The organism is Mesorhizobium sp. M1163 (genome assembly GCF_040318415.1).
Classification (GTDB): domain Bacteria; phylum Pseudomonadota; class Alphaproteobacteria; order Rhizobiales; family Rhizobiaceae; genus Mesorhizobium.
Genome location: NZ_JAMYMF010000007.1, coordinates 137,720 through 161,317 on the forward strand (window position 1 = coordinate 137,720; position 23,598 = coordinate 161,317).

Annotated in this window: 24 protein-coding genes and 2 pseudogenes; 15 read left to right on the plus strand and 11 right to left on the minus strand. The window is 59.7% G+C overall.

Annotated elements, in window-relative coordinates; translation table 11 throughout:
• Positions 1-87 precede the first annotated feature (87 nt).
• Positions 88-684, plus strand: a complete 597-nt coding sequence (locus NKH43_RS09375; protein ID WP_352857706.1) for a tyrosine-type recombinase/integrase — start codon at positions 88-90, stop codon at positions 682-684.
• Positions 685-1,108: 424 nt separating this feature from the next.
• Here the strand turns inward: NKH43_RS09375 and NKH43_RS09380 are convergent, their stop codons facing one another.
• The 3 genes from NKH43_RS09380 to NKH43_RS09390 form a co-directional block, all read right to left on the minus strand.
• On the minus strand, positions 1,109-2,464 hold the full coding sequence (locus NKH43_RS09380) for a vanadium-dependent haloperoxidase (RefSeq protein ID WP_352857708.1): 1,356 nt from the start codon (positions 2,462-2,464) through the stop codon (positions 1,109-1,111).
• Between the two features lie 409 nt (positions 2,465-2,873).
• The gene (locus tag NKH43_RS09385; protein ID WP_352857710.1) at positions 2,874-4,043 is read right to left on the minus strand and encodes an arabinose transporter; all 1,170 of its coding nucleotides are present in this window, start codon (positions 4,041-4,043) and stop codon (positions 2,874-2,876) included.
• A 40-nt stretch (positions 4,044-4,083) separates the two neighbouring features.
• Positions 4,084-4,431 carry a lipocalin-like domain-containing protein gene (locus tag NKH43_RS09390; protein ID WP_352857712.1) on the minus strand — a complete coding sequence of 116 codons (348 nt, stop codon included), beginning with the start codon at positions 4,429-4,431 and terminating at the stop codon, positions 4,084-4,086.
• Positions 4,432-4,433: 2 nt separating this feature from the next.
• On the opposite strand from NKH43_RS09390, the pseudogene NKH43_RS09395 reads away from it, so the two are divergent.
• The 3 genes and pseudogenes from NKH43_RS09395 to NKH43_RS09410 all read left to right on the plus strand — a co-directional run.
• A pseudogene (locus NKH43_RS09395) lies at positions 4,434-5,039 on the plus strand (LysR substrate-binding domain-containing protein); the annotation flags it as partial.
• A 202-nt stretch (positions 5,040-5,241) separates the two neighbouring features.
• A pseudogene (locus NKH43_RS09405) lies at positions 5,242-6,144 on the plus strand (tyrosine-type recombinase/integrase).
• 4 nt (positions 6,145-6,148) lie between these two features.
• Entirely contained in the window at positions 6,149-7,342 is a 1,194-nt protein-coding gene (locus NKH43_RS09410; protein ID WP_502906467.1) for an IS91 family transposase, read from the plus strand.
• A 669-nt stretch (positions 7,343-8,011) separates the two neighbouring features.
• Here NKH43_RS09410 and NKH43_RS09415 read toward each other — a convergent pair.
• The 5 genes from NKH43_RS09415 to NKH43_RS09435 form a co-directional block, all read right to left on the minus strand.
• Positions 8,012-8,155 carry a hypothetical protein gene (locus NKH43_RS09415; protein ID WP_352857718.1) on the minus strand — a complete coding sequence of 48 codons (144 nt, stop codon included), beginning with the start codon at positions 8,153-8,155 and terminating at the stop codon, positions 8,012-8,014.
• A gap of 173 nt (positions 8,156-8,328) precedes the next feature.
• Positions 8,329-8,790, minus strand: a complete 462-nt coding sequence (locus tag NKH43_RS09420; RefSeq protein ID WP_352642779.1) for an RrF2 family transcriptional regulator — start codon at positions 8,788-8,790, stop codon at positions 8,329-8,331.
• 61 nt (positions 8,791-8,851) lie between these two features.
• Positions 8,852-9,316: a group III truncated hemoglobin gene (locus NKH43_RS09425; RefSeq protein ID WP_352857720.1), complete on the minus strand. Its 465-nt coding sequence runs from the start codon at positions 9,314-9,316 to the stop codon at positions 8,852-8,854.
• A 177-nt stretch (positions 9,317-9,493) separates the two neighbouring features.
• Entirely contained in the window at positions 9,494-9,808 is a 315-nt protein-coding gene (locus tag NKH43_RS09430; RefSeq protein WP_352857722.1) for a PTS sugar transporter subunit IIA, read from the minus strand.
• Positions 9,805-10,035, minus strand: a complete 231-nt coding sequence (locus NKH43_RS09435) for a PTS sugar transporter subunit IIA (protein ID WP_352857724.1) — start codon at positions 10,033-10,035, stop codon at positions 9,805-9,807. Before NKH43_RS09435 ends, NKH43_RS09430 begins: the two co-directional genes overlap by 4 nt.
• A gap of 415 nt (positions 10,036-10,450) precedes the next feature.
• On the opposite strand from NKH43_RS09435, the gene NKH43_RS09440 reads away from it, so the two are divergent.
• From NKH43_RS09440 to NKH43_RS09450, 3 genes are all read left to right on the plus strand, one after another.
• Positions 10,451-10,864, plus strand: coding sequence for a DUF5602 domain-containing protein (locus NKH43_RS09440; RefSeq protein ID WP_352857725.1), 414 nt, complete (start codon positions 10,451-10,453; stop codon positions 10,862-10,864).
• Positions 10,861-11,385, plus strand: a complete 525-nt coding sequence (locus NKH43_RS09445; RefSeq protein WP_352857727.1) for a plastocyanin/azurin family copper-binding protein — start codon at positions 10,861-10,863, stop codon at positions 11,383-11,385. Before NKH43_RS09440 ends, NKH43_RS09445 begins: the two co-directional genes overlap by 4 nt.
• A 112-nt stretch (positions 11,386-11,497) precedes the next feature.
• Positions 11,498-12,328 carry an ATP-binding protein gene (locus NKH43_RS09450; RefSeq protein ID WP_352857729.1) on the plus strand — a complete coding sequence of 277 codons (831 nt, stop codon included), beginning with the start codon at positions 11,498-11,500 and terminating at the stop codon, positions 12,326-12,328.
• A 17-nt stretch (positions 12,329-12,345) separates the two neighbouring features.
• Here NKH43_RS09450 and NKH43_RS09455 read toward each other — a convergent pair whose 3' ends face one another.
• A complete protein-coding gene (locus NKH43_RS09455; RefSeq protein ID WP_352857730.1) occupies positions 12,346-13,197 on the minus strand; it encodes a LysR family transcriptional regulator in 852 nt (283 codons plus the stop codon).
• 187 nt (positions 13,198-13,384) lie between these two features.
• Here NKH43_RS09455 and NKH43_RS09460 point away from each other — a divergent pair, with 187 nt between their 5' ends.
• The 8 genes from NKH43_RS09460 (at position 13,385) to NKH43_RS09495 (ending at position 21,090) form a co-directional block, all read left to right on the plus strand.
• Complete coding sequence (locus tag NKH43_RS09460) at positions 13,385-14,146, plus strand: gluconate 2-dehydrogenase subunit 3 family protein (protein WP_352857732.1); 762 nt, start codon at positions 13,385-13,387, stop codon at positions 14,144-14,146.
• A gap of 27 nt (positions 14,147-14,173) precedes the next feature.
• Positions 14,174-15,943: a GMC family oxidoreductase gene (locus NKH43_RS09465; RefSeq protein ID WP_352857734.1), complete on the plus strand. Its 1,770-nt coding sequence runs from the start codon at positions 14,174-14,176 to the stop codon at positions 15,941-15,943.
• A gap of 124 nt (positions 15,944-16,067) precedes the next feature.
• Positions 16,068-16,475, plus strand: coding sequence for a c-type cytochrome (locus NKH43_RS09470; protein ID WP_352857736.1), 408 nt, complete (start codon positions 16,068-16,070; stop codon positions 16,473-16,475).
• 257 nt (positions 16,476-16,732) lie between these two features.
• Positions 16,733-17,104, plus strand: a complete 372-nt coding sequence (locus tag NKH43_RS09475) for a DUF488 domain-containing protein (protein ID WP_352857737.1) — start codon at positions 16,733-16,735, stop codon at positions 17,102-17,104.
• Positions 17,105-17,241: 137 nt separating this feature from the next.
• On the plus strand, positions 17,242-17,898 hold the full coding sequence (gene fsa / locus NKH43_RS09480; protein ID WP_352857825.1) for a fructose-6-phosphate aldolase: 657 nt from the start codon (positions 17,242-17,244) through the stop codon (positions 17,896-17,898).
• Positions 17,899-18,155: 257 nt separating this feature from the next.
• Positions 18,156-19,691 (plus strand): FAD-dependent oxidoreductase, encoded by a 1,536-nt coding sequence (locus NKH43_RS09485; RefSeq protein ID WP_352857739.1) that lies wholly within the window; start codon positions 18,156-18,158, stop codon positions 19,689-19,691.
• Between the two features lie 86 nt (positions 19,692-19,777).
• A complete protein-coding gene (locus NKH43_RS09490; protein WP_352857741.1) occupies positions 19,778-20,071 on the plus strand; it encodes a hypothetical protein in 294 nt (97 codons plus the stop codon).
• A gap of 203 nt (positions 20,072-20,274) precedes the next feature.
• The gene (locus tag NKH43_RS09495; protein ID WP_352857743.1) at positions 20,275-21,090 is read left to right on the plus strand and encodes a universal stress protein; all 816 of its coding nucleotides are present in this window, start codon (positions 20,275-20,277) and stop codon (positions 21,088-21,090) included.
• 125 nt (positions 21,091-21,215) lie between these two features.
• On the opposite strand, the gene NKH43_RS09500 is transcribed toward NKH43_RS09495, so the two are convergent.
• Together NKH43_RS09500 and ctaD are read right to left on the minus strand one after the other, a co-directional pair.
• Entirely contained in the window at positions 21,216-21,959 is a 744-nt protein-coding gene (locus NKH43_RS09500; protein ID WP_352857745.1) for a Tim44/TimA family putative adaptor protein, read from the minus strand.
• Entirely contained in the window at positions 21,899-23,494 is a 1,596-nt protein-coding gene (gene ctaD, locus NKH43_RS09505; RefSeq protein ID WP_352642807.1) for a cytochrome c oxidase subunit I, read from the minus strand. The genes NKH43_RS09500 and ctaD overlap by 61 nt, the downstream gene beginning before the upstream one ends.
• Positions 23,495-23,598: the final 104 nt, after the last annotated feature.

A 23,598-nucleotide genomic window follows, 5' to 3' on the forward strand; every position in this document is an offset into this window, starting at 1 on the left:
CTCGGAGGCGGCTCCAGGTTAGACGTTACAATTTCGCAGGCCCGCATCGGGCGCTGCGGCTGTGGAGGGCGGCATGGGAGAAGGACCATGCCCAGTTGGAACAGGGGCCACATCGTCGGCCAGAAGCTTCCGCTCAAGCCACGAGAGGTCTGGAGCATCCGAACGCGACTGCAAGTATCAGGTGCGGAACGCGATCTTGCGCTGTTCAATCTCGCGATCGATAGCAAGTTGCGGGGTTGCGACCTCGTCACCATCACTGTTGGAGACGTTGCCCTTTCCGGCAGCGTGCGTGATCGGGCGGTGATCGTGCAGAAGAAAACAGGACGGCCAGTGCAGTTCGAGATCACGGAACAGACACGCGCGGCCGTCGGCGCATGGATAGCACGCCGCCGCCTCACCGAAAGGGATTTCCTTTTCCCGAGCCGGGTTCGCGCTAAGCCGCACATGTCTACGAGGCAGTATGGGAGGATCGTAGGTAGATGGGTGACCAGCATCGGCCTCGACCCGAAACGATACGGTACGCACTCAATGAGGCGAACAAAGGCGTCGCAGATCTGTAAGAAGACCGGCAATATCCGAGCTGTGCAACTGCTTCTCGGTCACAGGAAGCTGGAGAGCACCGTCCGCTACCTCGGCATCGAAGTCGATGACGCATTGGCAATCTCTGAACAGGTTGAACTCTGAAGCATGGGGAGCGGCGCTTTCGCAAAGCGTCGCTCCGTGACCCGAAGCTGACTTACGCACGGCGCGACGTGAGGGACCGCTTTGCGCCCAATCTCTGCCGTAGGGACCAGCTTTGCCGTTTCCTGAAAGCTGACGTCGCAGGCGACCCCGCTGGAGGTCGTGGTGGCGCCACCTGCTGACGTTTGCGCCGGACGCAGCAAATGTCACGAGTGGACGCTGAAGCGGTCTATAGATCACGGCGCTGGGAAACGGCAACTTGGAAGCCTTGTTGCGTCTCAGGTCCATAAAGCGTCAGAAGATGAAAGCGCGTGGAGCCTGCAACTTTCTGATACGTAGCGAACAAAGTTCCGTTCTATCCTTTGACCTCGACCGGCGATCGGCAAGAAGGTTCTGAACGGGTCGATCAGGTGGTCCTCTCCTTCCGCTAGTCTGCTCCGTCCTTTCTCGCCCGCTCGACGAATTTCTCCGCGACCGCCTTGCCGAGTGCGGCACCGGCCTTGTTGTCCATCTCGTAGTGGATGCCGGCCCAGATACGGGAATCTCCGGCCTCTTTGCCAACCTTGCGGATGAATTCCGCATGGCTGGGAAACAGGTACGCCAGGATCTCGCATCGGGCAGTTGAAAGAGTGGAATGGTTGGACGGATAGCTGGGAAACGGCGGCACCGCGAACAAGGGAGTGATGCTCGGGTCAAGCATGTTGGGGCGCGGGTACCAATATGCGAACTTACCGTCGTTGCTTGCAATGAACGCATCGAAATGGATCGTTGCGAGCATCGCGTATGCCCGCGCGGCGCGCGGCGCATTCGAATCTGTCTTGTCCTCAAACATCCACTTGCTGGCATAGTCATACCAGCTGGTGAACAGGCCGGCTGGACTTTGCCAATAGAACGCTTTGGAGCTGTTGGGAAATTTTCGCTCAAATTGTCGGACAGCATCCGTCTCAGCCTTCACGGCCGCGGACTGACAGTCGGGTGGGGCCGGCGGCCTGAATTCATCGGGTGATGCCAACACGATCGGTTTCCAGTTGGGCATGGTTGCATTGCCTGGTTTATCCCCGACCCACTTGCACGGCCCGATCGGGACCTTGCCGGCCCAGACAGCGTCGGAGCCATCGGCTTTTGCCCGCGCAATCACCTGCTCTGCCACTCGTCGGCCCAGTTCAAGCCCGGCGGAAGAGTCACTCGGAAACTGGACACCGGCAAGGACACGCGACTGCGCCGCTTCTTCGGCCATTGCTTGGAGCGACGACGCCTCGTCCGGAAAGAAATAAGAAAGAACCGTCGCGGCGACTCCTGCGGCTGCCGCGTGTTCAGATGGATAGGAGGGACTCCGAGGCGTAGGCAGCGCAGTCGGTAATGTCGCATCCGCCTCGCTTGGGCGGGGGCGATTGTAGAAGTACTTCGATTCCCATGCCGCAATGATGGCGTCGTAGATCGCAATCGTCAAATAGGTATATATGCGGTGCGCATTGGGCGGGACCTTTTCGCCTGCAAGAAGGCGATTGTTGACCAGGTCGATCCATCGGTAACCGGGCGAGCCGGCATCCCAGAACGTGATCTTCGCGGCGACCTGCGCATCGTTCTTTGCGATGATGTCTCGGAGCTGCTCCAGCTCGGCTGTGGAAGTATCCGGTGGGGGCGGGACTCGGAAGTCCTTGCCCGACGTGATCACCCACGTCTTCCACGTTCCAGCCTTTGGCTCTATCAGATCCGATTGGGCGAAAGCGCAGTTCACTGATAAAAGGATCACTGCGCAGGCCTTGCAAAAAGCGCTGAGCATGTGTGGCCTCCATGGTTGGTCCCCGGCCCAAAGACGGACGCTTTTCTGGCTTTACAGCTGCTCCGTCCTAATTTTAGCAATCGCTGATTATAGCGCCGGACACTGCCGGGCAAAAGGATCAATTATGCGAATAGCGCAGCGTTGCTGGTGTCGCATCCGAAGACCGCTGGTCTTCCTGACTTGCGGCCCGATTGCCGCTGTGACAGCGGCATGAAAATCCCCCGCAAAGTCGATGTTTGACAACCGGCTTCTTCCGCAGGGCAACGTCAGCTTCCCTGCCAATTGCTGCCTAGCGGCAAAGCGCCCAATGTCGGCCGTAGAAGTAGATCTTGCCATTGCCCGGAAGCAGACGTCGCCCGAAGCGGAGCGATCGTGGTTGCGCGACATCTCGACCATTTATCATGGAGCGTTACGGCGACCCAGCAGCAGGAGCGATGCCCAACGCCGGAAGCGTCGCCATCGCGACGGCGAAGAAGACGAATTGCAGCCCGGCCGATGCGGCGACCAAGCCGAGCGCCGGACTGCCGAAGCCGAGCGCCACGTCGAGGAAGACGGTGTAGAGTCCCATGGCCAGGCCGCGGCTGCGTGGCGGAAGATGGCTTACGGCCTCGGCACCGAAACCGGGATAGACCAGCGAGTAGCCGAGGCCAGTCAGGCCCGCTCCGATGGCGGCGAGAACGGGTCCGGGCGCAAGCCAGATCAGCATCAGCCCTGCCGCCTCGACCGCCACGAAGATCACGGCGACGCGCGCGCCCCCTAGCCTGTCAGGCAGGTGGCCGAAGCACAGCCTTGCCGCGATCAGCGACGCGGCATAAGCGGTGAAGGGAAGCCACACCGGCTGCCAGCCGCGTTCGGCAAAGAGCAGCGCGCCAAAGGACAGGATCGCGCCATAGCCAAGGCTGCTGAAAGCAGCTCCGACGCCTGGAAGCCAGACCGCTTGCGCCACGCTCGTCCATGACTGTCGCGCGGCGCTCGCGGCGAGACTGGTGCCACGCATAGGCAGGATGGCAAGCAGCGTCGCAAGCGGCAGGCCGACCGTCGCAAGTGCGATCGCGGCGAAGCCGCTCGTCCCGTAAAGCGCGGATCCGATCGGCGCGCCTAGCGCGAGCGCCGCGAACATCGCCGTGCCCACCCAGGCTATGACCTTTCCGGAGTTCTGTCCGCCCGCAAGGGAGAGGCCCCAGGCGACGCCGCCGGTGATGATGAAGCTCTCAGACGCGCCCAGTACCGCCCGGCCGGCGAAGAGCGCCGATGCGGACGCTACCGGCCGGTCGAGCAATGCCAGCGAGCCGAGGTAAATGAACCCCGCCAGGGCAGCGGCAATGAGGCCGACGATGACGGCCCGCTTGCCGCCGTGCCCATCGGCATAGTTTCCAGCCCCAATGCGCGACAGCATCGAGGCGACGAACTGGCTGCCGGTCACCAGCCCGACTGCGAAGGGGCCGAAGCCGAGCTGCTGGTGAAGATGCAGCGGCAGGACAGGTAGCGCCAAGCCGATCAGAAGGAAGCCGGCGAAGACAGCCGCCATGATTGGCACCAGTTCCGCCATCGCGCCATTTCGGTCTGAAGTCCGCGCCATTGTCGCCACCGATAACACTTTGACAGCCGGGCTGTTCAGATCAGTAACGTTCGTAGGTCACGCGCCAGCCTTCGGCCGGATTGTCCGGCGTGAGGACCAGTTTGTTGTCCGAGACTTCGAATTTGCGCTTCATGCTTTGCCCGACAAGGTTACGGACCAGGGAAGACTCGACGGTGATGACGAAGGTCTTGTCCTGGTCGTTGATGGCGACCGGCCCGTAATAGGCCTCGTAGCCATTCTTTGTGTAAGGCGTGTCCGGCGCCTTGGCGTCGGGGTTCTGGGCCTGCACCGAGAGAGTGCCGGCCTCGGTGAAAATGACCTGACCGGAATACGGTACGGGCTTGAGACTTCCGCCTGCGCTGACCTCGAGCGACGTCAAAGCAGGCAAACCCCACGGGAACGCTCCGCATCAATTCCTATGCCACTGCCGCGCGAGAAATCCTTTCACCCCTGCTCCTGGAGTTCATCAGGCGTTACCCGCAGGTCCATATCGATCTGGTCACCGAGGGACGGCTCTTGGACATCGTCGCGGAAGGCTTCGACCTGGGCGTGCGTCGCGCCACCCTCATGCCGAGTGACATGATTGCGATCTCGCTGGGTCGGCCGCAGAGAAATGTGGTCATAGGCTCGCCCGACTATTTCAAAAGCTATGGTACGCCTTCCACACCGACTGACCTCCTTCAACATCGGTGTATCCGTATCCAGCTGCCGAATGGCGCGCTCTTTCGCTGGCGCTTCGAGAAGGATGGGGAACCGCTATTGATCGATGTGAACGGACCGATGACTTTGGATGAGGCAAGCCTGTCCCGCGGCACAGTGCTCGAAGGCGTGGCGCTGGGCTACGTAATGGAGCGTGACGTGCGCCAGGATATTGAGGCAGGGCGGTTGATCAGCGTTCTGAAGGAATGGATGCGGCCTTCCGACGAACTCTGCATCTATTACCCGGGACGACGCAATCCATCCGCAGCGCACAGAGCATTCGTTGAGCTAGACTAGCACGGGAACTCGGCTCAAAAGGCCGAAACACGGCTGTATAGGCGCCGTTCCGCTTTGCGCCCAATGTCGGCTGTTGAGATCATGCACGAACCCGCTTCGCGGGAGTGTCGCCTGGTTCTGAGATGGCGCGGTATTCATAGGCCTTGAGCGGGTAGAGCCCGCGATCCGACCATGGAGTTCCCTTCAACGAGAGGAACTTGCCATGGCTACCTTGTCGACCGATGCTCCGACTACGCCGCTTCGCCAGCGCATGCAGCAAGATATGCTGATGCGGGGTCTGGGACCGCATACGCAGCAGGACTACGTTCGTCATGTCCGGCGCTTCGCCGCGTTCCTTGGTCGCCCCCGACACCGCGACGACCGAGGACATCCGACGCTTCCAGCTGCGCCAGCATGAGAACGGCCTGGCCCGGCGACGATCAACGGTGCGGTCTCGGCGTTGCGATTCCTGTTCACGGTGACGCTGAGGCGGCGCGATCTGGCGCGCGCGCTGGTGGTCACGCGATATGCGCGCAAGCTGCCCGATGTGCTGAGCGTTGAGGAAGCGGCGCGGCTGCTCGAAGCGGCGCCAGGCATCAAGTACAAGGCCGCGCTCGGTGTCGCCTATGGCGCGGGCCTGCGCGTATCCGAGGTCGCGCATCTGAAGGTCGACGACATCGATTCGACACGCATGCTGATCCGCGTCGAACAGGGCAAGGGACGCAGGGACCGCAACGCCATGCTCTCGCCGCAACTGCTGGAACTGCTGCGGCTGTGGTGGCGCGAAGGCAAGCGGCGCGGGGTGATGCTCCCCCATGGCTGGCTGTTCCCGGGGCGCGGCTGCACAGCGCCGATCTCGTCGCGGCAGCTGCATCGCGCGGTCCAGGAAGCAGCTGAAGTCGCCGGCATCCGCAAGCGCGTCAGCCCGCACACGCTGCGTCACAGCTTCGCCACCCACTTGCTTGAGCAGGATGTCGACATCCGCGTCATCCAGGTCCTGCTCGGGCACAGCAAGCTCGATACCACCGCGCTCCACACCAAGGTCTCGACCCGGACGATCCACGCGATCGCAGGGCCGCTCGACCGGCTGATGGCGCTGATGGAAGGCAAGACGCCTCCCGGCTGAACCGGTGCGCGCGGACCTGGAGGTCGCCGATATCTTCCGTGCTGCCGGCCCCGGATACCGGGTCGCCCACGCCGGGCATCTGAGCCTGCAGCAGCTCAAGGTCATGTCGGCGATCGAACACTGCCGCACCGCTGCATTGGGTGGTCATGTCGAAGCCTGCGCGGACTGCGGTCAATGGCGGATCGCTTATAACAGCTGCCGCAACCGGCACTGTCCCAGGTGCCAGGGCGCCGCCGCGCGTACATGGCTCGCCGAGCGCGAAGCCGACCTGCTGCCAGTCGGTTACTTCCACGTCGTGTTCACGCTGCCCGCCGAGGTCGCCGTCATCGCCTTCCACAACAAGGCGCTGGTCTATGACCTGCTGTTCAAGGCGGCATCGGAGACGATGCTGACGATCGCGGCGGATCCCAAGCACCTCGGCGCGCGCATCGGCATCACTGCCGTGCTCCACACATGGGGCTCGGCAATGACACACCATCCTCATGTCCACATGATCGTGCCGGGCGGCGGCATCGCGCCGGACGGGTCACGCTGGATATCGTCGCGGCCGGCCTTCCTTCTCCCAGTCAAAGTACTGGGCAAGCTGTTCCGCCGTCTGTTCCTGACCCGGCTGGTCGCGCTGCACGACGCCGGTCGGCTCGCCTTCTTCGGATCGGCGGCACACCTGGCCGACCGTCGCGCCTTCCTGCGTCATCTGAAGCCTGTTCGCAGCAAGCGCTGGGTGGTCTATGCCAAGCCGCCCTTCGCCGGCGCCCAAGCGGTGCTCGCCTACCTGTCGCGCTACACTCACCGGGTCGCCATCTCGAACCGCCGCCTGATCGCCTTCGACGAGGCTGGAGTCACCTTCCGCTACAAGGACTATCGCCGCGACGGTGCCGAGCGCCAGCGCGCCATGACGCTTGCCGCCGACGAGTTCATCCGCCGCGTCCTGCTCCATGTCCTGCCGTGTGGGTTCCACCGCATCCGTCACTATGGGCTGCTCGCCAGCTCCGCCCGCAAAGCCAGCCTCGCACTCGCGCGCGAACTGCTGAACGTCGCTCCGCCGCCCCAAGACGACACTCCGGAAGAACCGGCTGACGTCCGCCCGCCTTGCCCCTGCTGCGGCGGACGCATGGTCGTCATCGAGAGGTTCGAACGGTGGTGCCAGCCTCGTGCACCGCCTGCCTCAAGAGCGCCGAACCGGGAGAACGCCCCATGACCCGGCATGGCCAAGTTGCTCGTACGACCGCGCCACGCCGACGCCGGTCAACGGGATGTTATGTGCACGTTGCCGTGGCGCCGGTCGTCACGCACACCAATCCCGTCGGAATCAACAATACACGCTCTGCGACCTGGCCCAGAAGCCGCTTCCACGACATGCCCACCGCATCCTATGCGGAAGTTCGCCCCAGGCGCTGGCACACCCCGAAACACAAATCCCCATAGCTCACCGCGTGCGGCACGCGGGTTCCTGCATGAGAGACTTTCGTACGCCTGACGGCACCCGAAACCCTTCAGCATCTCGGTCATCACGCTGACCACCTCCGCATCCTGTAAGCGGCCATCGTTTACTACCGCCCTTGGAGGACATGGACCGGTGCGTCGGACACATTGCCCCAAGACCAAACCTTTCGCCATTTGCGGTGGAAGAATTCGGCTAACCGATCTGTGTCGAAGATCTGGTGCAGTCCATATCGCCGTGGACGCCGAGTGCTCCGCGGGACGAAGTTAGACCGCCGATGGATGTCGGCATTCAGTTCAGACAGACACTTTAGGAGTTTGCTGATCTCTCGCCAACCTAAGAAAACTGGTCTTTTCACCTCCCTGAACATCGGGCTCGCCGACAATGCGCGACACCGCACCCGTGGGCGCCTAAGTCATTCCGAAACTAGACGAACATCATGACGATGATCGCGCCGATGACGATCAGCACAAGGCCGCCGACCAGCATCGGCAACAGACTGCTGTCCGGCTCGATACCAGACTCAAACTGCTTTGTTATCGCCTTATCGTTCTTCTTTGGTTCAACCATGGCTCGTCTCCGTGCGAGAAAAAATTGGCATGCGTCCGGTAAAAGGGGCAACGCCTGCGTAGGTGACTGTGGCGGCTGTCTGCTCCGTCCTCCAATCGATCCGCGACGAGATGGTGCGGCTCTTGATCCTTCGCGGCGCAACATTTTGTCTCCGATCGTAAAGAGATGTCGACTTACTCGCCGCTTTGCGCCACGCCGGAAACTTGGAGTGGTGACGGCTTGCCGAGGAAATCCTGAGGCCTCAGCGTGACGTCGGCCAGCGTGTAGCGGTCAAGGGTGCTCTGGAAGGAGGCGATCGCTTCGCCAAACATGCTTGAAAGCTTGCAGGAGCCGGTGAGCACACATTGGTTTCCCGTGGCGAAGCACTCCACAACCGCGAAATCCGGCTCGGTCAGCCGTATGACATCGCCGATTCGGATCATCTCGGGCCGGAGCCCCAGAACAAGACCGCCGGAACGGCCGCGGACCGCCTTCAGGTAACCGCCGCGTGTCAGGGTATTGGCGACTTTGTTGAGGTGTGTCTTCGACACCTTGAAGGTGCGAGCAGTCTCCTCGATCGTGATCAGGCGATCGCCGGCGGAGGCCGCGTACATCAGCATCCTCAAAGCATAGTCCGAGAAGTTGGTCAGCCTCACCGGTGGTTCCTCTCTTGGGTTGACGAGCTGTTACGGGAACCACTAACAAACCAACTCGGCATCACAGGTCTTTCTCGGCAATAGGTTCGATGCCAATCGTAGTCTCGCCACGGCTGAAGGCGACCGCGAGACGGAAACTGTGAGCGATGCGCAACGCGCGCTCCATAAAGAGCGCTGCCACCTCGGGCGGGCAAATGCGGCGTACCGTTGCGCGAAATAACTTTAACCAGCGACGGAAATGCGCCTCGCCGAGACCGGCTATGGCCAGGTGTGGCGGTAGTGGCCGGCCTTCATATCGCGAAGTCCGAAGTAGCGTCGCAGACCAGAAGTCGCACATCTTCGCCAGATGCTGCGGCCACTTGTCGGGCTCAATCCGGTCGTGGAAAATGGGGCCGAGAATGTCATCACGACGAATTTCGTCATAAAAACCGTGGACCACGCCGCGGATCATTGTCTCGTCGAGCACGTCCGGCAAGAGGACGCCGTCGACGACGATAGTTCTCCTACTCCGACCTTTCTCACTCATCTGGACGCTCCGGTTTTTTCCCAATGCGAGCGGGCTCAAGCCTTGGGTTCGCTCCTTGATGGATGCGACATAAAAGATATATTGTCAATCTATGTTATGGCGCGACAAAGCACACGTGAAGTGGGAATCCGAAGCTGAAGCGGATCTGCCTGGCCCAATCCGCTGGTGACGAGCCTCTTAGTTGACCGTGGTTCGTGCCGCGCCACTGGATTCTAAGGCATTGCTGAACTGCTTAGGTATCACGATGCCAGGCCCGACGCGGCAAGTATGCGCCCGATGCGGCTCAGTTTCGAGAATCGCCAACGCCTCATCGGACGACTGTGCCTGTCGGAGTCGCTCCCGAACTTGAGATGTCCGAAGCACCCGGCATATTTGCGAAAGGGCAGGGAGGAAGGCGGAAGTGGCAGAGCGCGGCCAGAGTACAGTGTAAATGAGATCGACGGGGTCGTCGTCGGGGCCGTCGAAATCGATAGGCTGGGCCAAGCGTGTCAAAGAATGGGCGAAGAGATCATACCCAGTAGAACGTGGGGGATTGCGACGCCACGACCTATGCCCGTCGAGCCGAAATCCTCGCGGTCGAAGAGACCACGGAGAACCACCTGCTCGTCAAGCCCGGCTCTTCGCGCAATCCTGATCGCGATTTTTGATAAGGCTGATTGCTTTCCCTTTGTCGCAAGGTCAAGCGAAATGTCTTCCTCTGACAAGACGGGGGAGATCATCCGGGTCAACTCCAAGTCGATCCAAACGCGATCACAAATCAGCGTTCAGCCGCATTGGTTAAGCAGGGCAGATGAGGTGTGGAGATGCTGGCTGTCCCGGACGCGGAGCCAAGGCTTTCTCGCGTCCGGGCTAATGACCCGTTTTGAGGAGTCTCGGCTGCCGGAAATCGAGGTGGAAAATATTCATAGCCATTCAGAGGTAGTGAAAGATTTTCCTAAATCAAGCAAACAGGTGCGCACCTGCATAGCAGAAATAATGCACTGAAATGTCAGTTAATTTCGTTTGACGATCAGAACAGTCTCCTGCTTGCTGGCTTGAGGCGAACAGGCCGCGCCAGCAAGTGAAAATCGGATTCTTTGACCTCGTTCAGATCTTCGGCCATCGCGTTTTTTAGTTCAACAAGGAGATACCGTGATGAAAAAACTCGTCCTCGCAGTTGCCCTGACAGTAGGCAGTTCGCTTTGCGCCATGGCGGCGGATGAGGTCACCAAAGCTCCGCCAGCCGCTCCGTACGAACAGGTCAGCAAGCTTGTGAAGCTGCCGGACTTCCTGCCGGGCATGGGCCAACTTTTCGTTGATCCGACGACATTGCCTGCCGGACCATTCCTTGCCTATGACCACGATGGCAAGCTTGTCAGCACGATTTATATGCTGCCGACCAAGGACCTCAATCCAGACAAGCGTTTTGACGATCTCGCTTCACCCGGCGGCAATGTCGACCATGTCGATGTCTACTACAATGCCGGCCATCCGGGAGTCGAAGAGCCGCATGTCCATGTCGTTCTGTGGCATGTCTCGGCCGCTGACGAGGCCCAGGTCGCCAAATGACACTCACGCGTCGTGAGATACTAGACGCGGGCGGGGGCCTTGCCGCCGCCCTCTCGCTCTCTTCTGTGGCAGTATGGGCCGGCGAGGCGATCGAAATCCGGATGCAAGGGCGCGACGACGGTTCGCAAGTCTGGTTCGACCCGATCGGCATTCTGATCAAGCCAGGGCAGACGATCCGATGGACCAACCTCAATCCTGGCAATTCGCACACGACGACGGCGTACAATCCGGCAAACTTCGGGCGACCGCTTCGCATGCCCAAGACGGCGAAATCGTGGGATTCCGACTACCTCCTGCCCAAGGAAAGCTTTTTGGTTAGCTTCACCGAGCAGGGGGTCTACGACTATTACTGTATCCCGCATGAGCATGCTGGAATGGTCGGCCGTATTATCGTCGGCGAACAAGAGGCACATGGCTGGGCTGAAATGGTTGGAGCAAATGGCGACCTACCGGAGGCGGCCCTCAAGGCATTCCCGACTGTCGAAGACATCATGACGAAAAGGGTCGTCCGGCGCGCTTAGATCATGCGCATGAAAGGCACGGCCCTCGGCAACAAGTGGAACCTAATACGACGATACCAATGGGAGCGCGAGTTTTCTTGGGTGTCGTCAGTGACCTATAGGGGCGACTTTCATGACAGGCTGCGTGTTTGCGTGTGAAACTCAACCATCATCTCAGGCAGGACGCGACGCGCGCACCCAAGTGCCGGACGCACCTCTCGATGCCCGAACTGCTGCCGAGCAACGCGAGCGTGCAACGCACCGGCTTGCTGAGCTGGGCGAGATGACGGGCGGTATTGCCCATGACTTCAGAAACCTCCTGGCAGTAATAGAATCTGGGCTCGGGCTCGCTGAACGAAGAGCCGACGAGCCCGAAAGGGTTCGTGCCTACATCGCGGCCGCGCGGGAAGGAATCGATCGAGGGATCGAGCTGACGTCACTGCTATTGGCCTTCGCAAAGCATCAGGAAGTGGATATCCACGCTGGCAATTTGAATGAGTTCCTCACGTCTTTCGAGCCTTTCCTAAGGTATGGCGCAGGGCCCGATGTCCGGGTCAAGCTGGAACTTGGTCCCGATGTCCCGGACTGCTTGATCGATCCCGCGCTGTTCGACACCGCAGTGCTTAATCTCGTCATGAACTCACGAGATGCGATGCCAAGTGGCGGGGAGATCCGCATCATCACTGAACGACTGGTGCAGACGACCGCGAAACCTGACCCGCCCGGACCTGGAACCTACGCACGCGTTCGCGTCAACGACCACGGTTGCGGCATGGCTCCTGAAGTCTTGCGGAAGGTGTTCGATCCATTCTTCACGACGAAGGGTGAGAAGGGTACCGGGATAGGGATGCCACAAGTGCAGGCACTGACCCAGATGGTTGGTGGTCGGATCCGGATAAGCAGTGAACGAGGAATTGGAACAACGGTCGACCTTCTGTTCCCGTCAGTCCAGGCGGATATTTAGACGCTCCACTAGAACTCTCAGAATTTGATGTCGCCGCTTGCGACGGAATGCAATCCCATCAGCGCTGGACCAACTACACTCTCGTCCGCACTTGCGGATTGCACCGCATAGACCGGATAGGAGAACTGCGGCATTTCAGGCATAAGGTGCAGCCGGCCGGCCTCTAAGTGAGGTTGCACAGAACTCATCCTGAAATATCCGGAGCCGCCAGTCGCAAGAACATAGCTCAGTGCGAGCGGACCGAGATCGAAAGAAAGATCCGGCGCGGCACTCGGGAAATTCATCCCGTGGTGAAGTCCAAAATCCGGCCCCCAATCCATATAAACATAATCGGATTCGTCCAGCAGGCGCGCTCCGGAATTGGTAGTCACAAGGACGAGCTTTTCCTCCAAAAGCAGATCGATCTTCAAACCCGGTCTGTGCGGGGGCGCGTACATGATAGCTAGGTCGACCATCCCCGACGCGACCTGATTGATCAAATCCTGCGGCACATCGACGTGTACGCGGAGTGCAATATCCTGAAGCGAGCCGCGCATCCATCGGACCCAATCGAGCAGAAGAGGTTGCGCAAGGCTGACTTCGCTGCCGACCGTCAGAACAGCCCGGCGCCCCGGGGGCACGGCGACCTGGTGAAGGGTACGTTGCCATAGTTGGACGAACATCGGGGCGTGGCGCAGAAATTGCTCACCGGCCGGGGTGAGCGAAGCTCCGCCTTTGTGGCGAACAAAAAGCGCCCGGCCCAATTGCTGCTCGAGGTTGCGGATTCGTGCGCTTACGGTCGTCTGGGCGACATTCAGGCGCTCCGAGGCCCGAATGAAACTCCCTGTCGAAACGATCTCGATAAAGGTACGCGCAAGCTCAATGTCCATAAGACATATAGCATAAAAGTTGCGTTTAAATGTCAATCAATTTCGTTTGCTAGATACTTAGCTCCAGCACTAGGCTCGAAGAATTCCACCAAGCCTAGCGCTGGATGCTGCGCAGCGCCGGTTGGAGCGGGCGCAAGCTCTCTCCATCCTCACACATCGTTTTGCCTGCAGCGTCACAGGAGAAATCATGTCGACGAGAGAAAAGAGCCAAGGCGATGTGGGGCGTCGCGACTTTCTGAAGCTGTTCGGCGCGGCTGGCGCGGCCGCGAGTACACTACCGCTTGGAGGATCCGCATCGGCGGACGAAATGGTGGCCGCGACGGCCGGCAAACCGCTCCATCACGTAACCGACGCCACGAAATCCTATGCCGGGGACTCGGGCTACGAATTCTTCAATGTCAACGAATCCGCCTTCGTCGAGGCGGCGGTCGATACGCTCATTCCCAGCGATTCAACCGGCCCCGGCGCCAAGGAACTCGGCGTTGCGATCTACATCGATCGGCAAATGGCCGGCGGATACGGCAAGGGCGACCGGCTGTATCTGGAAGGGCCGTTCGGCGAGGGCACGCCAGAACAAGGCTATCAATTGCCGATGACGCCATCGGAATTGATCCGGGCCGGCATCGCCGACGTCAGTGCCTATGTGCAGAAGAACCACAAGAACACCTTCGACGGCCTATCGGAAAAAGATCGCGCCGCGATCATGACCGAACTCGACGGCAAGAAGGTGGAGCTTCCAACAGTGCCGACCGCAACCTTCTTCGGGCTTCTGCTGCAGCTCACGATCGAGGGTTATTTCGCCGACCCGATGTATGGCGGAAACAAGGACAGGGCAGCCTGGAAGATGATCGGGTTCCCCGGCGCCGACGCCATGTACATGGACAAGATCGAACCGTTTCGGAACAAGGCCTATACGGCTGATCCGAAGGGCATACAGGATCTCATTTAATCGACGGAAGAAGAAGGAGACTATAACATGGCCACCAAACTCAACGCGGTCGATGTCCTGATTGTCGGTCTTGGGTGGACAGGCGGCATCATTGCCAAGGAGCTTGCATCGACCAAGCTGAAAATCGTCGCCCTTGAGCGGGGAGGCCCGCGCGACACCAATCCGGACTTTATCGACCCGCAGATCCATGACGAACTGCGTTACGCCGCTCGCCACGACCTCATGCAGAACGTGCGGCGGGAAACCATCACATTCCGCAACAGTGAATCGCAAACGGCGCTGCCGATGCGTCAACTCGGCTCATTCCTGCCCGGCCAGGGCGTCGGCGGCGCCGGCGTGCACTGGAACGGTGTCACCTGGCGCTGGCTCGAATGGGATCATCAGGCGCGCACCCGGACGATCGACAAATACGGCGAAAAGATCGTCCCTTCGGATATGCACCTGCAGGATTGGCCGATCACCTATGACGATCTCGAGCCCTATTACGACAAGTTCGAAAAAACCTGCGGCACCTCCGGCAAGGCCGGCAATATTAACGGTCGGAAGATCGATGGTGGCAATATCTTCGAGGGATCGCGAAAGGACGAGTACCCCAATCCGCCGATGATTGCCGCGCAGAGCATGGTGATGTTCGAGAGGGCGGCCCGCAATCTCGGCTACCACCCTTTCCCCAACCCATCGTCAAACGCGTCGCGGGATTACATCAATCCGGATGGCGTGGCCTTCGGCCAGTGTCACTACTGTGGCTTCTGCGAACGTTTCGGCTGCGAGGCGAATGCCAAGGCAAGCCCCCATTTTACCGTCATCCCGCTGGCGGTGAAGAACCCGAATTTCGAGCTGCGCACCAACTCGATCGTGCTGAAGGTCAATCTCGATTCCACCCGCAAGAAGGCGGTCAGCGTCACCTATCTCGACGCACGCGGGCGCGAATTCGAACAGCCTGCCGACCTCATCATCCTGTCGGCTTATGCGCTCGGCAACGTCAACCTGCTGCTGCATTCGGGGATTGGCGTACCCTATGACCCGGCAACGGGGAAGGGTGTGGTCGGCCGCAACTATGCCTATCAGTGCGGTGGCGGAGCTACCGCCTTCTTCGACAAAAAGACCATCCTGAATCGCTTCATGGGGGCCGGCGCGCTCGGCACCTGCATGGATGATTTCAACGGCGACAACTACGATTTCGACAAGGCCGGCTACATCGGTGGCGGCGGCATCAGCTGCAGCAACTCGGGTGCCAGGCCGATCCAGTCGCATCCCACGCCGCGGGGCACGCCGCGCTGGGGCTCCGACTGGAAGGAGGCAGTGGTCGACAATTATGACCACGCGGCCAGCATTGGCAATCAAGGCGCGGTGATGGCCTACCGGCAGAACTATTTGAGCCTCGATCCGACCTACACCGACGTCTTTGGGCGTCCGCTGATGAGGATGACGTTCGACTTCCAGGACAACGAGGTAAAGCAGATGAACGGTCAGGCCGACATCTGCGTGACAATCGCCAAGGAGATGGGTGCGACCAAGGTCGATCGGAGCATTCCCCCCGTGCCTTATTCGATCGTGCCTTATCAGAGCACGCACAACACAGGCGGGGCAGTTTTCGGAGCTGACCCAAGCACCAGCGTTCTGAACAAATATCTTCAGGTCTGGGATGTTCCAAACGTGTTCGTCACCGGCGCCTGTGTGTTTCCTCAGAACGCCGGGAAGAACCCGACCGGGCCGGTAGGTGCTCTTGCCTACTGGGCGGTGGACGCGATCAAGAACCAATATCTGAAGAACCCCGGCCCACTGGTTTCCTCCTGAGGCAACGTCTGCCGGATCCGTATCCGCGGTTCGGATCCGGCAGACTGGGTTGTGTTTCGAATCCCGATATTGCCAGAGGCAGACTTGGCGGAAACCAAGCCGCCGCTCATTGAAGGCAGCAAACATGAAATCGACCATGCTTGGATTGGCGACCGCGATTCTCACTGCAGTCGGTTCGGCCCATGCGCAGGAATCATCCCCCGGCAACGCCGAAGCCGGTGCCGTCGTCTTCAGGAGGTGCATGGCCTGCCACAAGGTCGGCCCTGACGCACAAAACGGGGTAGGTCCGGTTTTGAACGGCGTCGTCGGCCGAGCGGCCGGTGAGTATCCCGATTACAGCTATTCCTCGGCGAACAAGAATTCGGGTCTGACCTGGGATGAACCGACGCTGACGACCTATCTGAGGGCGCCGCGCAAGCTGGTGCCGGGCACAAAGATGGCGTTTGCCGGTCTCAGCAAGGACCAGGAGATCGCCGACGTCATCGCCTATCTGAAACAGTTCAATGCTCAGGGCCAGAAGGTCGGCCCCTGAATCAGACGGGAACCTGTCCCTGGGCAAAGTGCAACCTTGATGAAATTTCTCCTGCACAAGGGTCTGGGAAATTCCACGATCCAACAGATCGGCAGCTACCTGCGTAGCCGCGGCGCCGGCCATCACTAGATCGAGCGATATCGCGGCGACATCTTCGTATTCGTGTCGGATGCGGTCGACGAAGAAATCCTGAGTAGCAAATTCGCCAGCCTTCTCGATGCTGTCAACGACATAGATACGGACGGGACTCGACCTCGATGAGCGAAAAAAATTTCGACGAGAGAATAAAATTGAAACGGGCATATGAGAGCCCTGCCGCCGACGATGGCAAGCGAGTGTTGGTTGACCGACTTTGGCCGCGCGGGGTCAAGAGGACCGAGGCCGCCATCGACCATTGGATGAAGGAACTCGCGCCTAGCACCGAGCTTCGGAAATGGTTCGGACACGATCCAGCACGCTGGGAGGAATTCCGCCAGCGATATGCGGCGGAAATCCATGAGCATCGCGATGTGCTCGACCGACTACGCGATCTGATACGGCAAGGCGCCGTCACACTCGTCTACGCGGCTCATGACGAGGCTCACAACGATGCCGTCGTCCTTAGAGAGGTTTTGCTGAGACATCGATGAAAACGGCGCGCCCCTCCTCCACTGCCAAAGACACTGGCTTGCGGTCTCGACAGCGACAACAAACCCGTTTCTCCGGAACCAAACCAAGGAAAATCCATCCAATCATCGATGGGCGCGTTCAGTTGAGGAGAAGAACAATGAAATTCTTTGTCGATACAGCCGACATTTCTGAAATTCGCGAGCTTGCCGCCGCTGGCATTCTCGACGGGGTGACCACAAACCCGTCCCTTATCGCAAAGACCGGCCTACCGATCAGGGATGTGATAAAAGAGATTTGCCAGACAATTGAGGGCCCAGTTTCGGCAGAGGTCACCGCGACCGGCTTCGACGGCATGATCGCCGAGGGAGAGCGTTTGGCCGGCATTGCCGGCAATGTGGCCGTCAAGGTGCCGTCGACCTGGGATGGATTCAGGGCTTGCCGGGCGCTCAGTCAGGTCGGGCACAAGGTCAATGTCACCCTGTGCTTTTCAGCCAACCAGGCACTGCTCGCAGCCAAGGCAGGCGCGACCTTCATTTCGCCGTTCGTCGGCAGGCTCGACGATCTCGGTCTGGACGGCATGGAAGTGATCCGAGAAATCCGCACGATATACGACAACGACAAATCCTTCACCACGGAAATCCTGGCGTCCTCGATTCGCACGCCTCTCCATGTCAAACAGGCGGCGATCGCAGGCGCCGATATCGCAACCGTACCACCAGCGGTACTCAGAAACCTCGCCAAACACCCACTCACCGACAAGGGCCTCGAGTCCTTTCTCGCCGACTGGGGTAAGACGGGGCAAGCGATTCTGTAATTGCCCGCAGTTGAATGGCTGAGGAAGCAACCATAAAAATTGCACTCATTTACCGATTAAATTCGTTTGCATGATACCGGAGACGGCGGGAAACTGCAGTGTGAAAACCACTCGGCCCATTGCGTCACGTGATCGGAACGTTTGGCGCAAGTGCGCTGAGAATCTGAAGGCGCACTAGCCAGGCAGAACGTATCCCAGTGGGGATTGTCGCTTCGCCGTACGAGCGATTTTCACATCAGATCGCCAAGGAGAAGACGATGGCTGAAGGCCATACCAAATTAAACGGGCCGGATCTGGTCCAGGGGATTGCGTTCTCGGATCTTCCCGATGGCGGAAAGCTCGTCGGCCGTTGCGGCGACGAACAGGTGCTACTGGTGCGCCGCGGGGCCGAGGTCTTCGCGATCGGGGCGACTTGCACGCATTACGGCGGGCCGCTTGGCGATGGTCTTGTGGTGGACGATACCGTCCGCTGTCCTTGGCATCACGCGTGCTTCGATTTGCGTACAGGCGAGGCCTTGCGAGCGCCTGCCTTCAATCCACTCGCGTGCTGGTCGGTGCAACAGCGAGATGGCCGGATATTTGTCGGCGAGAAACTCAAACGGACGGCACCGAAGCCGCGCGACGGAAGCGCTGGCCAGGCCCCCGAGAAAATCGTGATTGTCGGTGGCGGCGCGGCTGGTTTTGCTGCCGCCGAAACACTGCGGCGCGAGCAGTACCAGGGCAGCATCGTCGTGATCAGCGATGACCAGGCACCGCCCGTCGACCGGCCGAACCTCTCCAAGGACTACCTCGCCGGAAAGGCACCGGAGGATTGGATTCCACTCCGCGGGGGGAAGTTCTATTCAAAAAACAACATCGACCTGCGTCTCGATACGAAGGCCGTTCATATCGACCTGCATTCCCGCGAGGTTGTCCTCGCGGATGAAGGCAGGATTCCTTACGACAGGCTACTCCTTGCAACCGGAGCCGAACCGGTGCGCCTGACCATACCCGGCGCCGACCAGTCACACGTACACACGCTGCGCTCGTTCGCAGATTCCAAGGCAATTATCGAGCGAGCCACGACTGCGCGACGCGCCGTCGTCCTTGGCGCCAGTTTCATTGGCCTGGAAGTTGCCGCGGCCCTGCGCTCGCGCGATATCGACGTTCATGTCGTGGCGCCAGATAAGCGACCCATGGACCGGGTCCTGGGTCCGCAAATGGGCGACTTCATCCGCGCCCTCCATGAGGAGAACGACATTGTTTTCCATCTCGAGGACACCGCGAGCAGCATCGACGGGAGCAAGGTGAAACTCGGCAGTGGCGATACGTTGGCGGCGGATTTCGTCGTCGTCGGCATCGGCGTGCGGCCGCGGACAGGGCTTGCCGAAACGGCGGGGCTTATCCTTGACCGCGGGGTCGTCGTGAACGCCTTTTTGGAGACGAGCGCACCAGGGATATTCGCGGCCGGCGACATTGCGCGGTGGCCAGATCCTCGCAGTGGCGAGAACATTCGGGTCGAGCATTGGGTGGTTGCCGAGCGGCAGGGGCGAACCGCGGCGCTCAACATGCTCGGCCATCATGAGAAATTCGAGGCCGTGCCGTTCTTCTGGAGCCAGCATTACGATGTTCCCATCAACTATGTCGGCCATGCCGCGCAATGGGACGAGATCGTGGTGGATGGAGACATCATTGCCAAGGATTGCCTGCTCCGCTTCAAGCGCGAAGGGCGCACGCTGGCTGTCGCTTCGATCTTCCGCGACATCGAAAGTCTAGAGGCCGAGGTGGAAATGGAGCGCCAAATGGCAACCTAGCAAGCGCTCTCGGGCACCGCGATCCAGAGAGAGCTCAACCAGCATGGCGGAGCGGTGTGTCGTCGTGAACGAAAGGAGTTCGACTTATGTCCACAATGCAACAGGAACTTAACACCAACGGTTTGCGCACGGTTGCGCCCGCTCAGCATTATTCAAAGATCGTCGAGTTCGCAAAGGAAGTTGCCAGGGAAGCGTCCGATGAGACGCCGACCTCGGTTGAGATATTCTCGGACAGCGGCCACTGGTACTGCCGGGTCCGTCGTGGCGATGAAAAGACTCGGCCGATGGGTCCCTATACCAAACAACAGGCTGAGCGGATCCAGGAAGTTCGGAGAATGCTGATCGCCAAAAGAGGTACCGCTCGGATCATGTTCGAGTAGGGCGAGGACCTTGACGATCACGCCGGCCGGCGCACTTCTCACGACAACGATCGTTCGTAATCAGTTTTTTGAAAACTTTGCGAGGCAGACCTCCGGCTTTTGAGGGTTGCCGCATTGCGAAGCCGCGTTTCGCGGCAGGGCGTCTGTTGACGTTTCCCCTTTGCCGAGCCGGCATCATCTCCAATCCATGGAAGGAAAGCCCAATGGGCTACAAGTCAATCGTTCTCAATCTCGACATCGACGGCATGGCCGCTCCTGTTATCAAGCTCGGTGTCGATCTGGCCCACCGCTTCGATGCGCGCCTGATTGGTCTCTCGGCTGCCGACGTTCCGCCGCCTGTTGTACTGGAAGGAGGAGTGGCCTTCGAAGGAGAGAGCATGATGCGCCAGCGGAAGAACATCGAGCGACGAATTGAGGATCTCCGCGCCGAGTTCGAAGGCCTTGCTGGTGCAAAGGTTGATACGGAATGGCGTGGGGCTGTGGGCAATCCGACCCGCTTGCTGATCGACTCGGCGCGCCTGGCCGATCTCATCGTCACAGCGTCGCCCGAGGGCGCCTCGTCTAGCAACGTTCATCGGTCCACAGATCTCGGCAACCTGATCCTTCAGGCGGGTCGACCTGTACTGGTCACCTCGACCAACCAAAATTTCCGGATCAACAAGGTTCTTGTCGGGTGGAAGGACACGCGTGAAGCCAGGCGCGCGGTTACTGATGCCATGCCCTTTTTGCAAATGGCTCAGGAGGTTCGTGTAATCACGATCGACAATGACGCGACCGAAACCTGGAACAGCCTGAACGATGTTGTCGCCTTCCTTTCTTTTCACGGCGTAAAGGCGAAGGCGGAAGTGTTTCCGGAAAAATCCGATGGTGGAACAATCTCCGATCTGGCCGACGCGATGCATGCGGATTTGATCATATCCGGCGCCTACGGCCATAGCAGGTTCAGGGAATGGATCTTTGGCGGCGCTACCCGCTCGCTGCTTGAAAATGATCGACTGAACCGGGTCATGTCGAATTGATCGTGATACGCAACTTAGTGGATGCGCATTGTCAAAAGCTGACAAATCCGTGCAGGCTGCCGGGTTGACCGCCCGTCAATTGTGACTCGGCTGCCAGGCAGGCTTATCGGAAGAGCACATACTCGTTACTCGCCTTCCGTGGCGATCAACATCCAATTGCGCGTCGTTGACGGGGTTTCACAGGCGAACGTCCACGTATCGATCACCTCAATGACCTGCAGGGGATCGCCGGCGACGATCACATCGTTGGCCGAGCGTGTAACGCTGACCACGTCGGAAACGAAGCGAACGACAATCTCAGCGGTACCATTCTCCTCGATAGCGTCGATGACCTTTGCTTCGCTCGTGCCGATGAACGTCAACTGAAGCATCTCCTCTCGAAGCCGACGTTCGGCGAACGCTCGCTCGAAGGTATCGAGCACTTCCGGCCCGACAAGGCGCTTCAACATTTGGATCTCGCCGTCCGCATAAGCCCGCAGGATAAGTTCATAGGCTGTCTTGGCACCGGCCAGAAACGCGGCAAGGTCGAAATTCGGGTCGATCTCTCGCATCACATCAAAGGGCGTGCCCGCGGAGGAAGTGTTTTCGATCCTGCCGGTTCGTTGCTCTGCGGGCGCATCTTCCCGCTTGGCCTTGTCGTCGCCCGAGCGCGGCAGAAGTTGGCCCCAACTGCTCAGCAATGCCCAATAAAACGCGATGATCGCCACGAGCAGTATGTGGCTGTTTGGATCTGTGGTCTCGTTCATGACGTTCTCCCGACAAAATGTCGAATTGACTGCCGGCGCCGGTTTGGAACCGGAGACGAATTCTAGACAATGCGCGGCAGCCGTTCCCATTGATGGAAGGGCGGCGGGGACGGCAGCTGCCATTCGAGCGTGGTCGCTCCTTCGCCCCATGGATTGGGGCCGGCCTCGCGCTTTCGAGCGAATGCCTCGGCGACCGTAATGAGGAAGACGATAAATCCTGCGGCGGAAATGTAGGACCCGATCGACGAAATGAAGTTCCAGCCGGCGAAGGCGTCCGGATAGTCCGCGTAGCGGCGTGGCATGCCCGCCATGCCAAGGAAATGCTGTGGGAAGAAGACGAGGTTGACGCCGACGAACATCAGCCAGAAATGCAGCTTGCCCAGCGTCTCGCTGTACATGTAGCCGGTCATCTTCGGAAACCAGTAGTAGAAGCCGGCGAAGATGGCAAAGGCCGCACCCAAAGACAGCACATAATGGAAGTGCGCCACAACGTAGTAGGTGTCGTGCAGCACGCGATCGAGGCCGGGGCTGGCGACCACGATGCCGGTCACGCCGCCAATGGTGAAGAGCAGGACGAAGCCGAGAGCCCAGAGCATCGGCGTCTTGAACTCCATCGATCCTCCCCACATGGTCGCCAGCCACGAAAACACCTTCACGCCGGTAGGTACGGCGATGACCATCGAGGCGAAGGCGAAGTAACGCTGGGTGTCCGCGGACAGACCGGTCGTATACATATGATGCACCCAGACGACGAAACCGATCGCGCTGATTGCCACCATCGCATAGGCCATGCCGAGATAGCCGAAGATCGGTTTCTTGGCGAAGGTCGAGATGACATGGCTGATGATGCCGAAGCCGGGAAGGATCATGATGTAGACTTCTGGATGGCCGAAGAACCAGAACAGATGCTGGTAGAGGATCGGATCGCCGCCGCCGGACGGCGCGAAAAAGGTCGTCCCGAAGTTGCGGTCGGTCAAAAGCATGGTGACCGCGCCGGCGAGCACCGGCAGCGACATGAGAAGCATGAAGGCGGTGACCAGCATCGACCAGGCGAACAGAGGCATCTTATGCATCGTCATGCCGGGTGCGCGCATGTTGAAGATGGTGGTGATGAAGTTGATGGCGCCGAGGATCGAGGAGGCGCCCGAAAGGTGGATCGACAGTATGACGAGGTCAACCGCGGGCCCCGGCTGGCCGTCCGTCGAATAGGGCGGGTAGAGTGTCCACCCGCCGCCATGGCCGAGCGCACCTGGTGCTCCCGGAACAAACATCGAGGTGATAAAGAGGACAAACGACATCACCAGCAACCAGAACGAAATGTTGTTCATGCGCGGAAAGGCCATATCGGGCGCGCCGATCATGATCGGCACCATCCAATTGCCGAAGCCGCCGATCAGCGCCGGCATGATGACGAAGAAGATCATGACCAGCCCGTGCGCGCTGACGACGACGTTGTAGACACCCGGATCGCCAAATATCTGCAAACCTGGTTCCTGCAACTCCATGCGGATCAACACGGAGAGCGCGGTGGCGAGAATCCCTGCCGTGATCGAGAACAGCAGATAGAGCGTCCCGATGTCCTTGTGGTTGGTCGAAAAAAACCACCTGACCAGAAACCGAGGCTTGTGATCGTCCAAGACTGTGGCTGGATTAGACATGATGTGCTTCCTGCTCTTCACTGCTGCAGGTCGAGCGGGCTCAACGATGGAAGGCATTTGCAAATCCGCCGTCACAAGGGGATCAGGGCCTCGCCTGCTTTCAT